A 12539-nucleotide genomic window follows, 5' to 3' on the forward strand; every position below is an offset into this window, starting at 1 on the left:
AGACGGGAGTCCGGGCCGATCAGGTTGTGTGTATTCGATCGGTTCGTGCGCGCGAGGCGGCGAGGACCATCCAGCGTGCTTTCCGTTGAATGGCTCCTGTGGCGAGCCAGAGCATTTTTCCGATGGGGTAGGACAGACCCAATAGCATCACGCCGAGGCCGAGGAGTCGAAGCGTCCACTTGTCGTTGGTATTCACGTCGCGGCCCGCGCGGACGTCCGACTTTAGCTGGACCATCGCCGCATTTATTTCCCGTACGTCTGCGCGCAGGCCGGAGATGCTCGCGTCGGCGTCGCGACCGGCACTCGTGCCATGCGCCACGCAGCCGGACGAGCCGAGGGTTAATGCAGCAATGAAGAGAAGAAAGAAATCTGCAGTTGACACAGATGAACACAGATAAGGGAAGCGCCGGAGGCCAGTCGCCTCTTGAATTTTCCTCATCTGCGTCCATCTGCGCCATCTACGGATCATTCCTACTCCTCCTTCGTCGCGTCGTCGGCCGAAGCAGGCTTAGCGGTCCATTGCTTCAACAGCTCCCCGATCAGCCTCAGTTTCTCGGCGTCTGAAAGACTCGCATCCCGCCAGATCGCCGACGCCCGCGCCTCCATCTCCGGCGAGACCGCCCGATTCAGACCGCCGGACATCGCCGCCTGCACCTGGCCTGCCAGGCCCACGTAGCTCGCCGTCGCGTAGTACTCGACCCCGCCAGTCACGCGCAGGCCGGGGTTGATGACGTGCCCGCCCGCCTGGATCTGGCCCGTTCCGGACTCGCCGAGCCGCGCGGCCGTGTCGCTCATGACGCCGCGCATGGCGTCCATCATTTGCGCGTGCTGGTTGAACAAACTGCCGCAGCCCGCCGATAACACCATCGGCGCCAACAAAATCAAACGCTTCATCGCAAGATCCTCCGTGCAGGCGTGTCGGCGATACCCCTCGCCTCCCTCGCACCGCAACCCCCATACTTGCCCAGCGCTCCCTCTAAAAAATGGCCGGCGCGGCGTGGAAAGCGTACGGAGGAGGAACTCGGTTCTGGGTAAGCAGTTACGGCGCGAAAAGCGGCCGTTGATTCGACGCCGCAGCGCGCCTAAGGTTGTCTGTGACCCACCGTATGGCCGCCAAGGCCCTGTTCATCACTATGCTTCTATTTTCGGCCCTCGGCACCACCGGCGAGTGTGGTCCAGTGGACGACGGATCGGCATGCCCCGGCACGCCCGTCGCCTCGGTCATCCTCAACATTGTGAATACCAACGGCCAGACGATACCGGCGGCGACGATTGTCTTTACCGTCAATGGTGGCGCGAGTTTTGTTGGAAGCTGCGAGACCAACTGCGACGAAGTCCTGCTGGCGCAGGGAGTAGTCGGCCGTTTTGACATTCAAGTAGCGGCCATCGGATACGCGACCGCCACGAGAACGGTGAACGTCCCGGCGCAGGAGGACAGTTGCCACCCGGTCACGCAGAATGTGACGATCGTGATGCAGGAGGACACCACGGTCGGAGTCCTTTTTGGAGTATGGAGCACGCAGACGTTTGCCGGCCAGAATCTCCTGCGGTTCGGCCCGAATGGCGAGATCGTCGGGGCGATCTTTTTCGACCAGCGCGCCGGAGGGGATGGGAACTGGTACATCGAGTACAACGGCCACCTGATCCGCGGCGTTGCCGGTCAGCCGATCACTCCGGCGACGGCGACGGACCCGGTCCGTACGGGCGACGTGTTCAACTTCAAGACCGTCACGCAGGGCGTCCTGACCGGCTTCGAAACGGCGACGCTGTCGGCGGACCTGAATACGCTTTCCGGGGTGCTGCAGGGCCAGGCGATCAGCTACATTCGGCTCCCGGATGCGCAGATTCCCAATGCGATCCGTGATCCGTGATTCCAAATCTCGTTCGATAAGCTACGATACGATCTTGTAGTATTGCGATAGCCCAACGCAGGCCCAAACTGCGTTCGAAATTCGCGCTGCGCTTATGGACATTGAATGATGAGTAAACTGAAGGATTATCTCGTCCGGCCCGGCTCAAAGGTGAGACTGAAGGATTTTCCCAGCCGGGATCACGGCCGGTTGGAGGAAGGCGAGGGCAAGAAGGAATTTGCTGACTTGCAGGAGCGGATGACAAACCTTCAGGAACGACTCTATGCCGAGGCGAAGCAGGCGTTGCTCGTGGTGTTTCAGGCCATGGACACGGGCGGAAAGGACAGCACGATCCGATCCGTCCTCACGCCCTTGCACCCCACGGGCGTTCGCGTCGTGAGCTTCAAGGCGCCGAACGAGACCGAGCGGCACCACGATTTTCTCTGGCGCGTTCACGAAAACACGCCGCAACTCGGGCACATTCACGTGTTCAACCGGTCGCATTACGAAGACGTGCTGGTAGTCCGGGTGAAACGACTTGCGCCGGAAAAGCGCTGGAGGTCGCGATACGAGCACATCAATCAATTCGAAGAATTGTTGCACGACGATGGGACGCGCGTCGTCAAGTTTTTCCTGCACATTTCCAAGGAATATCAAAAGGAGCGGCTGCTCAAGCGACTAAAGAACCCCGCCAAGCACTGGAAGTTCAATCCCGCCGATCTGGCGGATCGAAAGCTCTGGGACGATTATCAGCAGGCGTACAAGGATGCTTTGGAGCGTTGCTCGACCAAACACGCGCCGTGGTACGTGATTCCGGCCGAGACGCGCTGGTATCGCGACCTGCTCGTGGCCCGTGTGCTGGTGGAGACGCTGGAATCCATGGACCCGAAGTTTCCCGCACCGACGTTTGACCCCGACAAGATCGTCATTGATTAAAAAGTCGGGCGCCCCCGAACTCATTCGTGATCGTCGCTCGCTCAACCCGTTCGGGCAGCCCTCATTCGGTGCGAAGCGCCGGGAGGAGCGGGGTGCGGAGGAGCGGTGTCAAAGCGGCAGCGCCGGTGGCCAGACCAACGCCAAAGACGGCCGCGAGAGAAACGCCGAGCGAGACCCACGGGGCGTGGACGAAGGTGGCGCGGAGGTTGGGGGCGACGGCGACGAGCGCGGCGACGGTCCCGCTCAGCAACCCGGCGACCAGCACGGTCGCATGTTCGGCGAGGGCCATCCAGAAAAGCACTGTCACCCGATAGCCCAGGGCCCGGAGCAGGGCGAGTTCGCCGCGGCGTTCAAGCATGTTGCGGACGGCGACGGCGGCAAGACCCAGCGTGCCGAGTAGCAGCCCCAGCCCGCCGAGCGTTTGAAAGGTGGACAGGTAGGTATTTTCCACCGCCACATACGCAGCCAGGCGGCGGGCCGTCGGCTCGACGTCGAGACCGTAGCGTTCGAGGTCCCGCTCCAGGAATTGTGCGAGGGCCGGGCTGCGATCCGGGGGCGATTCGACGAGAAAGAACGGATAGTTGGACGCAGATGGGAACATCCGCAGGAATGCGTTTTCCGCGACGATGAGTTCCCCTTGAAGGATGCTACCGGAGAGCATCGCGACGATCCGCAGGCGGACATCCCGGCCCCGCTCGTCCTGCACGATAAGGTCGTCACCCAATCCGAGGTGCAACAGCCAGCGGACAGCGGATTCGTCTCCAATCGTCGGAATGGCGCCGTCATCGAATCGGCGACCAAGTAAACGCCAAGGATTGGATTTTTCCTCGGGTGATTCGGCGAGCGTCGAGGAAAAGGCAAAGCCGTCACGTTCGATCATCGCCGGAGTAGCGCCGAGAATCCGCGGCTGGCGAGCCTTATAGAGATTGAGGCAACTGGTGTCATCACCGGACGCGGCGCGAAAAGCCACGATCGGGGCGTTGGACAATACGCGGTTGGTTTCCTCGCTCAAGCCCAGCGTCGCGCGCCCGTCGGCGCTGCCCAGGTCGTACGGCAGGGGAACGACCGACTCGGCGACAAGGCTGAATCCGCCGGTGCCGCTCTCTTTCGCCGATTCGGACTCACCGGGCACACTGCGGCTGGCCCCCACGGCGACGATGACGAACGTGGCGCAGGCGACGAGCCCGGCGGCGAGCAGACTGCGACCGGGGCGACGGCTTGCGCTGCGCGCCGCGAGGGTCAGACGGGTGAAGTCGGCGCTGCCGTGGTGCGGAGGTGGCTCGCGGGTGAACCAGAGCCAGAGCCCGGCGAGGAACGAGAGGAGTAGCGCCGCCCCGCTTCCAAAAAACGCGCCGACAAGAGGGATCGCATGCGTGAACTTCGGAAGGACGACCAGCCCCACCGCCGCAAGAAGGCCGGCGGCCGCGAGGATCACGATCGTCCGTCGCTTCCCCGGGCTCACCGCCGCGCGGCCGGATTCCAATGCCCCGGCCAACAGGGCGCGTGGCGAAGTCCTGGCCAGGCCGCGCACCGCCCAAACGATGGCGGCGATGCAGACGAGAACACTGGCCGCGAACCCTATGACCAGCGCGTGGGGTGTTACATGGAGCCGAAGGAACGGCGCATTCACGGCGGCGGACCACCATGAGCGCAGCCCCGCGAGCATCAGCCATGCGTAGCCGAGCGCCGCCGCGAGGCCGACGACGGCCCCTGCGACCGCCAGCAGCGAGCCCTCCCCCACCAGAAGCCGGGAAACTCGTCGCACGCGATAGCCCGTTGCCAAAAGTATCCCCACGTCACCCGCGCGGCGCTCCACGCCGAAGCGGAAGAGCATCGCCACGAGCAGGGTCGCCGCGAGGATAAGGAAGGAGCTGAAACCGATGAAGAGCATTCCGAAATCGGTGCTGCCTTCCGCGGCTTCCAGCGCCTCCGCGCGGACCGGCCGGATCGCCAGCCCCATTTCGTCAGGGCGGAGCGTCTTGAGCAATTCTCGCGTGAAGAGGTCGCTCGTCTCCTCCAGATTTTTCCCTGCCGTAGGCAGGATGCGTATCGAGGTGTAGCGTCCGAAGCGGCCTTCAGATTCGGCCCACAGTTCCTGACCGGCGGCGAGGGAGACAAACGCCTTGGGCGTGGCGTTGTACGTATCCCAATATTCCTCATCCTTCGGGCGGATCTTCTTGAGGTCCATCGGAAACGGCGGCTTCCAGTCCGACAGCCGCTTGGCGTCGGTGATGCCTTCGTAGGTCGGAGCGTAACCGCGATCCGCGCCCAAACCGCTCATCCGCACGACGCCGCGCAGCGTAAACGTCGTCTCAACGGTCTCCAACCGTCCCATCGGCCGGGAGACATAATAGGCAAGACGAATGCGGTCGCCGACCTTTGCGTCGAGATCGGCGACGGCCCATTCGTTGAGCAGAATATCCCGGGGGCCGAGTTCGCCGGACAAAGGGCCATCGATGAGCGGCAGTCCGTCGGGAATCGACGCCGAATTGGGTTCAACGGCCGAGACAACGGAATACGGGATGGACTTGTCCGCGGACTCGACGGCGATTTCATTCGCCAGATACGTAATGACTCGCGAAGACGTTGCGCCGATGGCTTGGACTGCCGCCAAGGCCGCGGATTCGACCGGCGGTTCGAGGAGGAGCTTTCGCGATTCGAGAGAGGCGTAGCCCAAATCGCTGGCGCGGAGCGAGAGATCGTAATCTGCAAGCGCAATGCGGCGGTCGAGCGCAACGGCCATGCCCTGCAACGAATCGCCGCCCTCGCCGTTGACAGGGGCGAAGAGAATTGTATTGACTCGGCCGGGCTGTTTGAGGGCCCGCTGAAGCGTTGAGAGTGGGACGAATGCGTTTCGCGGAGTGCGCTGACTTCGCCCCAGTGAGAATCCGGCAGGACCATCGTCCGGGAGGATATGCCCGACGGTCAGCCGGAGAGAGACGGCGTTTTCATCGCGTCGTCCCAGCAGCGTCTCCGTCGGCACGAGACCGCGCGACTCCATTCGCACCAGCACGTCGTCCCCCACGATGGCGTCCAGTTCAGCGGCCAGCGATTGATTGAGCGCAACTGATCGCCCGCCTTCAAAGGACGGAAGTTCTCCAACAAACCCCAGCTTGCTGAACCTCAGATCGACACCCATCAGGCTGACACGATGCGCCCGCGCCTGCGAGCGGGCGTTGGTCATCGAGGCCTCAGCCTGAAGCAGCGGACTGATCCGCCAGTCGGGCGTTGATTCAGCGATCCGATCAGCCAGCGATTCCCCGACGAGGCGCGGGCCGGCCATCGCGTATTCGACCGGCCCGAGTCTGGCCAGCGCCTGATCGCGCAGGCTGCCGCGCATGGAGTCGCCGACGAGAAGCGCGCCGGTCAGCGCCGCCGCCGCCGCGACAACGCCGGCCAGCGTGGCGAGGTGCATCCGGCGGTGAAAAACGAGCCCGCGGAGTTGCAATGTCCAGGTCGTCACGAAAGCGATTCCAAACGGCCGTCGGTCAACTGAAATCGTTGCGGGACCCGCTCGGCCAGGGACTGACTGTGCGTCACGACAATGAGGATCGTCCTTTCATCGCGGTGCAGCTCCAGGAGTAGATCGGCAACGGCTTCGGCAGAGCGGCGATCGAGATTGCCCGTGGGCTCATCCGCGAGGATCAAGAGCGGCTGATTGACCAGCGCCCGCGCGACAGCCGCGCGCTGACGCTCCCCGCCGGACAGTTCCGCCGGCCGATGATCGAGCCGCGCCGTGAGACCGACGCGATCGAGCAATCGCCGCGCCCGCTCGACGGAAGCGGCGCCACCGCCATCCACCAATGTCGGCACCAGCACGTTTTCGAGGACGGACAAATGCGGCAGCAAATGGTGGTCCTGAAAAACGAAGCCAATCCGGCGATTGCGAAACTTCGCCAGTTCCGGCTCGGATAGCGCGAAAGGATCGACACCGTCGAGGGTCATCCGTCCGCCGCCCGGTGTTTCGAGCGTGCCAAGGATATTCAGGAGCGTGCTCTTGCCGCAACCGGACGGGCCGACAATGGCGACGGATTCTCCCGGCGCCAGTCGCAGCGAGACGCCGTCCAGCACATTCAGCACGCCGCTCCGCGTCGGGTAATCCTTGGTCAGGTTTTCAGCCATCAATCCGTTGCCCATGAGAGGACATCATAACGGCCAGATCGCTAGGCAGGACATGGCGGATGTGTCATACTTACGGCCAGACGGGCGGGCGAAGTCATGCCAAAGATATTTGGGTTGTTGATCATCGTCGTGCTGAGCCTCGCACTTGCCGCCTCGGCGGAAGAGTGGCCCAATTTGTTCGGACCGCGCCACGACGGCATCAGCCGCGAGTCCCTTCCACGGGAGCCATGGCCGAAGGACGGGCCGGCTCGTCTTTGGCAATGCGAAGTCGGCCCCGCGTTCAGTTCCTTCGCCGTCGTGGCCGGGCGTGTTTACACCTGCGGCCAGGAAGAAGCGAAACAGGTGCTATTTTGCCTCGACGCGGAAACGGGGCGGGTGATATGGAAAAAGGCGTTCGAAGAACAGTTCACCGATCCTGATAAGCACGTGTACGGAACTCGCGCTACGCCCACAATCGATGACGGCCGCGTTTTTGTCCTCGGAGGTCACGGTCGTCTCCTGTGTTGCGACGCGAAAGACGGCCGGGAGATCTGGTCGCATACGTTCACGTCAAGGCCGCATTGGGGCTACAGCGGATCGGTTCTGATCGAGGGCAATCTGGCGATGATCGGCGCGGGAGGCAAAGAAGGTTCGCTTTGCGCCATGGACAAGGCGACCGGCAAGTTCATATGGACCTGTGGGGATGATCCAGCCGCATACGCGACACCGCGGGCGTTTACCTTTGAAGGTCGCCGTTACGTTTGCGGCTTCCAAGCGGAGAGCTTCATCGTCGCGGAAATCGACAGCGGCCAGCAGGTCTTGCGGGTGCCGTGGCCATCGCACTCCGGCGTCAACGTCTCCACGCCCCTCTTCCACGACGGTCACCTGTTCGTCAGCACCGGCTACGGATACGGCTCAGCCTTGTTCAAGTTGAAGTCGGACAAGGACCAGCTCGTCGCCACCGAGGTCTGGAAAACCACCCGCTTCCGCAACAAGTTGCAAACGCCGATACTCTTCGACGGCCATCTCTACGGCAGCGACGAAACCGGCCTGAAGTGCATCGACTTCATGACCGGCGAACTGCGCTGGCGCAAGAAGGGCTTCATGCACGGCACGATGATTCTTGCGGACGGCCGGCTGCTGCTCTTCACGGAAAAAGGCGGTCTCTATCTGGCCGACGCTTCGACCGAGGACTTCAAACCCACGGCCAGCGCGAAGCTCTTCGAGGGCTCCAGCTACAACGCGCTCAGCCGCGACCAGGGTGAGCGCTGCTGGACCGTGCCGGTTCTCTCCGACGGCCGGCTCTATGTCCGCGATCATACGACGGTGGTATGCCTCGACCTGCGGAATTCACCTAAAGAGTAACGGCTTGGGCATCGTCGGGATGAGGTCTCCGCCCCTGCGCCAATTGCTACCCGCGACCGGCGAATCGGGCCATCGCCTTCCACGCCGCGTCCGCCATGATCTCGGCGGTATGAAGTTCCTGGACGCGTCGGCGGCCTTCCCCACCGAGTATTTTCCGCAAGGCCGGCTCGTCCATCAATCGCGCGATCGACGCCGCCAGCTCCGCGACATTGCCCGGTTCAAATAGCAGCCCGCCGCCGGTCGCCTCGATGATCTCCGGAAAGGAGCCATGGCGCGGCTGCACGGCCGGAACGCCCTGCGAAAGGGCCTCCAACAGGTAAAGGCCTTTGGCCTCACGGTACACGCTCGGCACCGAGAAAACGTCGCACGAGCGCAGGAAGTCAAACTTGGCGGTGCGATCGACCTCACCGAGGTATTGAAAATAATCCTGCAATCCCCGTCGCTCGATGTCGCGCCGTAGCGCCTCGAAGTACGGTCGATCGGAGGCGCCGAGATATCCCGCCGCCACCACGCGGCAGGCGCGGCCTTGTCCGCGCAGGACCTCGAGCGCGTCGCAGAGCACGTGAAGCCCCTTGTCGTGGCAGATGCGGGCCAGGTAGCCGATCGTGAAGAGATCGTCCGCGTTTCGCACTCGCTCGTCGCGAGTCGCCGCATCGTTAAGGTGAATACCCAAGGGCACGTACGTCGTTCGCTCGCGGGCGATGCCGAAGTGCTCCGCCGCGTAGTCGGCATAATAGCGACTGACGACAAGATAGCCGTCCACGTCGCGGCCCGCCTCACGAATCAACCGAAGCACCTCCGATCGATGCGGCCCGGCGAGCTTGTCGATGAAGATGTCCTCGCCGGTCAGCGTGCACACGACCGTCGCCCCCAGCTTTTCCTTGATCGTCCGGGCCGCGCCGACGAAGAAGGCGTCCGGCAGATGGACGACATCAGGCCGCAGAGGCTTGAGCCCGTCAATCAGTTTTTCCAATTCGCGGCCCTGCGCGCCCCGGGGGCCGCGCAGAATCGATGCGGTCAGTTCGCCCAGTTCATCCGGCTTGGAAGAGCCGGCGCGGCGCATCGCCAACCGGAGCAGGGACGGCGAATCCAGCACCTTATCGAGCAGGCGATGGGCATGTCGAAAAAACGCGGACTTCTGCTGGAGAAATACGTTGATGCCGCCGTAGTAAACTTCCGCCGTGCTGACATCAGCCTCGTCTGTGCGAATCGGCGTAAAGACAGGAATCAGGACGACGTCACGGCCCTGTTGGATCAAGGCCGCGGCCAGGGCGTTGTCGCGCAGGCAACTTCCGCAGTACATCCCCCCCGCTCCGGCGGTGAGGTACGCGACTTTCATGGAACTTTCAACGGCAATTAGCGACGCGTCCGACGTCGGGCGACGTTGACCTTCATCAGCGCCAGACCGACCGCAAAGGCGAGCATCGGTGCGAGTCCGGTGGCGCCGCAAGCGCCCGCTCCACATGCCGAAGCGCCGACCTGCGGCAGCGGCGGAAACGTGGACGGATCGGCGATTTTCGTGGTGGAGGTACAAACGTAGGTGTACTTGAAGGGATTGGACGGGTCGTCCGAATTCTCCAACTCACCCTGGCCTTCCCAGGTCATGCCGATCGTCCGCGCGCTGGACGGGCCGCCGTTCAGATTGCCGTGCGATTCGCTCGGGATGATCACGGGCGAGGAGAAGCCGAAGAAGGAGAGGTCGTTCGTGAAGCTGATCTCGTACTCGTCGTGCGTCGTGAAATCGCCGGTGTCCCGGTCGTATGTGCCGGACGACGTCTTGATCTGGACGATGATGTTGCCCGTGCTGATGCCCAGCGGAAGCGTGAGTGGTTCGACGATTTGGTAGTATTCCGAGAAGCGGGCGGTGCCGAGCGCTTCGTCGACTTCGAGGCTCAACCGCGTGGCCACGACATTTGACGACGTGACGAGATTGTCCGCAGGCGTGTCGCCGAAGAACGTCAGGGTAAAGTGATTCTCGGCTTCCACGTCTTCGTACGCACTGAGCGTTGTCGTCGCCGCGCTCGCCAACGGGGCCGCCCCGATGATTCCACAAACCGCTACCGCGCCGAAGATCGCTAACCGTCGTGCCAGGGTCATGTTGACATTCTCCTCACAAAAAAGGAACTTGGCTCACCCACATCGCCCTCACAGTGGCGAAAGCATAAAGGGGAGGGGCCGGAAACGCCAGAGGGCGCCTCGGCATCTCGGTGCAAAAGGTCGGATTTCCTCCCGAACAGGGAACTTCCTATCGTTTGCAAACGGGGCGCGCGGCCGGATTTCACGCCTCACGAAAGGGTCAATTCCCGGCGGCCTCCCCGAGACAATAGATCGCGCCGTCCTCGGTCCCCACGACCAGGCAGCTTTCCCCTATGGCGGGCGTGGCATAGAACCCCGAACCGGCGTCGAAGCGCCAGCGTTCCTTACCGCTCTCCAGGCTCACGGCGTAAAGCCGCCCGTCGGTCGAAGCGACGAAAACCCGATCCCCGACGATGACCGGCGAGGCATCGACCTTGCCTTGCGTAGGAAAGGTCCAGAGGGCCTTGCCCGTCGAGGGGTCCAGGGCATGGACGGATTTGTCACGCCCGCCGATGACGACGAATTTCTCAGTTACGGCGGCGGAGGAAAAAAACGGAAACTGGCGGTCGGGGTTCTCATACAACCAGAGTCGTTTGCCGGACTTCCAGTCCAAGCCCAGGACCTGGTTGCCCATCGTACCGACAAAGACACGCTCGCCGAGCGTGGCGGCGGACGCGGCGCACGGTGACGCCAGCGGGACCGACTTAACGTTCGTTCCGTCGGAGAGACGGACGATGTGCATCCGGGCATCACAGCCGGACGCCAGGACGACGTCGTCGGCAATGGCGGGCGTGCCGTGCAGCTTGTCTTCGGTGTCGGCCTTCCAGAGCTGGCGGCCGTCTTTCGTGGAGAGGCAGTAAAGCGATCCGTCATAGGAGCCGAAGACGAGCCGGTCGCCGACGCAATTCGCCGCGGAAACAATCTCGCCGCCGGTTTTGAAGCTCCATTTTTCACTGCCGGATCGGCGATCGAGGGCGTGAAAGACTCCATCCTCGTCGCCAAAGTAGATGAGATCGCCATAAACCGACACCGCCGATTTGATCGCGCTTTTGGACTCGTATTTCCATCGCGGTTTACCCTTCGCGAGATCGAGGGCGAAGAGGATGCCGTTGTCGCAGCCGACGTAGGCGACGCCGTCGGCGATGGCCGCGGACGATTCAATCACATCGCCCGCCTCAAAGCGCCAACGGACGACCGGCTTGGGGGGCAGATCGGAAGTCGCAACGCCTGTCAGCCGCGCGTTGCCGCGAAAGATGGGCCAGTCGCCGGCGCGCGACGCCGGCTCACTGGTCTGGACGAGCAGAACCGCGGCCAGGATCGTGGGGAGCATCGGTTACGCCGGTTTGAAGCGAAGCACCATCGCCGCGCCGACCGCGGCCAAGCCGATACCAATATAGAACGGGATGGACGGCGGATTTTTCGGTTTGTCCCAGATCATCGTCACGATGACGTTGACGATCGGCGCCCCGGCGAAGACCAGCGGCGCGACGTAGATCGGCTTGCCGCCGGTCCGCAGGGCGAAGATCACGCCAAGAGCCCCGAGCGCGCCGAGAATGCCGGCAAACGTGGACATCGAGACGCCCTTCATCGGAAAGACCGCCGGCTCCGCCTTTCCGGCGATCAAAAGCCCCGGGACGAGCACGGCGACGAGAAAGTAGGCCAAACCGACAAAGAGAAACGCGCGGAGGGGTCCTTTGGGCTCCCCGAAGCCAAGCTGCCCATGGTGAATGGTCGGGACATAGGCGCCCCATGAAAGAAACGCAATGACGACGAACAGGTAAGGTAGAAACTGTTTCATTTTTTGACTTCCAATTTTTCACGAATTTTGGGGGGAATCATCGTCGACTCAAACACCCCGCCCGCGCTCATCCGGCAACACACGGCTTTAGTGCGACCGCGGGCAATGCGCTGTCCCTTGTTCCAGAACGTCACTTCGTAGGTCATCGACTTGTCGCTCAGGCTGACGATCTCGAACTTCATCTCGATCTCGTCTTCAAACCTCGCCGGGGCGAAGTATTCGCACGACACATGCACACGCGGCCAACTGATTGTGTCTTCGGCATGATTCTGCACGACCGACATTCCCACGGAGCGGAAGAAAGCGTGTTCGATCTCCTCCATCCAGCGGAAGTAGTTGGAGAAGTGCATGACGCCGGCCATGTCGGTCTCGGCAAAGGTGACGAGGCGGAGCATCTTGAATTCCGCGGGCAT

General features: G+C 62.7%; 12 protein-coding genes. 3 read left to right on the plus strand and 9 right to left on the minus strand.

Annotated features, from left to right (window positions below; translation table 11 throughout):
- Positions 1-19 precede the first annotated feature (19 nt).
- A complete protein-coding gene (locus tag VJZ71_08825) occupies positions 20-382 on the minus strand; it encodes a hypothetical protein (GenBank protein ID HKQ48157.1) in 363 nt (120 codons plus the stop codon).
- An 89-nt stretch (positions 383-471) separates the two neighbouring features.
- Positions 472-894, minus strand: coding sequence for a hypothetical protein (locus VJZ71_08830; GenBank protein HKQ48158.1), 423 nt, complete (start codon positions 892-894; stop codon positions 472-474).
- A 200-nt stretch (positions 895-1094) separates the two neighbouring features.
- Here VJZ71_08830 and VJZ71_08835 point away from each other — a divergent pair, with 200 nt between their 5' ends.
- On the plus strand, positions 1095-1871 hold the full coding sequence (locus VJZ71_08835; GenBank protein HKQ48159.1) for a hypothetical protein: 777 nt from the start codon (positions 1095-1097) through the stop codon (positions 1869-1871).
- Between the two features lie 105 nt (positions 1872-1976).
- Positions 1977-2786, plus strand: a complete 810-nt coding sequence (locus VJZ71_08840) for a polyphosphate kinase 2 family protein (protein ID HKQ48160.1) — start codon at positions 1977-1979, stop codon at positions 2784-2786.
- 61 nt (positions 2787-2847) lie between these two features.
- Here VJZ71_08840 and VJZ71_08845 read toward each other — a convergent pair whose 3' ends face one another.
- Positions 2848-6249 (minus strand): FtsX-like permease family protein, encoded by a 3402-nt coding sequence (locus VJZ71_08845; protein ID HKQ48161.1) that lies wholly within the window; start codon positions 6247-6249, stop codon positions 2848-2850.
- Positions 6246-6923 (minus strand): ABC transporter ATP-binding protein, encoded by a 678-nt coding sequence (locus tag VJZ71_08850; protein ID HKQ48162.1) that lies wholly within the window; start codon positions 6921-6923, stop codon positions 6246-6248. The genes VJZ71_08845 and VJZ71_08850 overlap by 4 nt, the downstream gene beginning before the upstream one ends.
- An 81-nt stretch (positions 6924-7004) precedes the next feature.
- Between VJZ71_08850 and VJZ71_08855 the strand changes: the two genes are divergently transcribed.
- Positions 7005-8252, plus strand: coding sequence for a PQQ-binding-like beta-propeller repeat protein (locus tag VJZ71_08855; protein ID HKQ48163.1), 1248 nt, complete (start codon positions 7005-7007; stop codon positions 8250-8252).
- Positions 8253-8298: 46 nt separating this feature from the next.
- Here the strand turns inward: VJZ71_08855 and VJZ71_08860 are convergent, their stop codons facing one another.
- From VJZ71_08860 to VJZ71_08880, 5 genes are all read right to left on the minus strand, one after another.
- Positions 8299-9591, minus strand: a complete 1293-nt coding sequence (locus VJZ71_08860) for a glycosyltransferase family 4 protein (GenBank protein HKQ48164.1) — start codon at positions 9589-9591, stop codon at positions 8299-8301.
- Between the two features lie 17 nt (positions 9592-9608).
- Positions 9609-10349, minus strand: a complete 741-nt coding sequence (locus VJZ71_08865; GenBank protein ID HKQ48165.1) for a hypothetical protein — start codon at positions 10347-10349, stop codon at positions 9609-9611.
- 199 nt (positions 10350-10548) lie between these two features.
- On the minus strand, positions 10549-11658 hold the full coding sequence (locus VJZ71_08870) for a PQQ-binding-like beta-propeller repeat protein (protein HKQ48166.1): 1110 nt from the start codon (positions 11656-11658) through the stop codon (positions 10549-10551).
- Positions 11659-11661: 3 nt separating this feature from the next.
- Positions 11662-12126, minus strand: a complete 465-nt coding sequence (locus VJZ71_08875) for a hypothetical protein (GenBank protein HKQ48167.1) — start codon at positions 12124-12126, stop codon at positions 11662-11664.
- Entirely contained in the window at positions 12123-12539 is a 417-nt protein-coding gene (locus VJZ71_08880; GenBank protein HKQ48168.1) for a thioesterase family protein, read from the minus strand. The genes VJZ71_08875 and VJZ71_08880 overlap by 4 nt, the downstream gene beginning before the upstream one ends.

Source organism: Phycisphaerae bacterium (assembly GCA_035275405.1).
Lineage (GTDB): Bacteria > Planctomycetota > Phycisphaerae > UBA1845 > UTPLA1 > DATEMU01.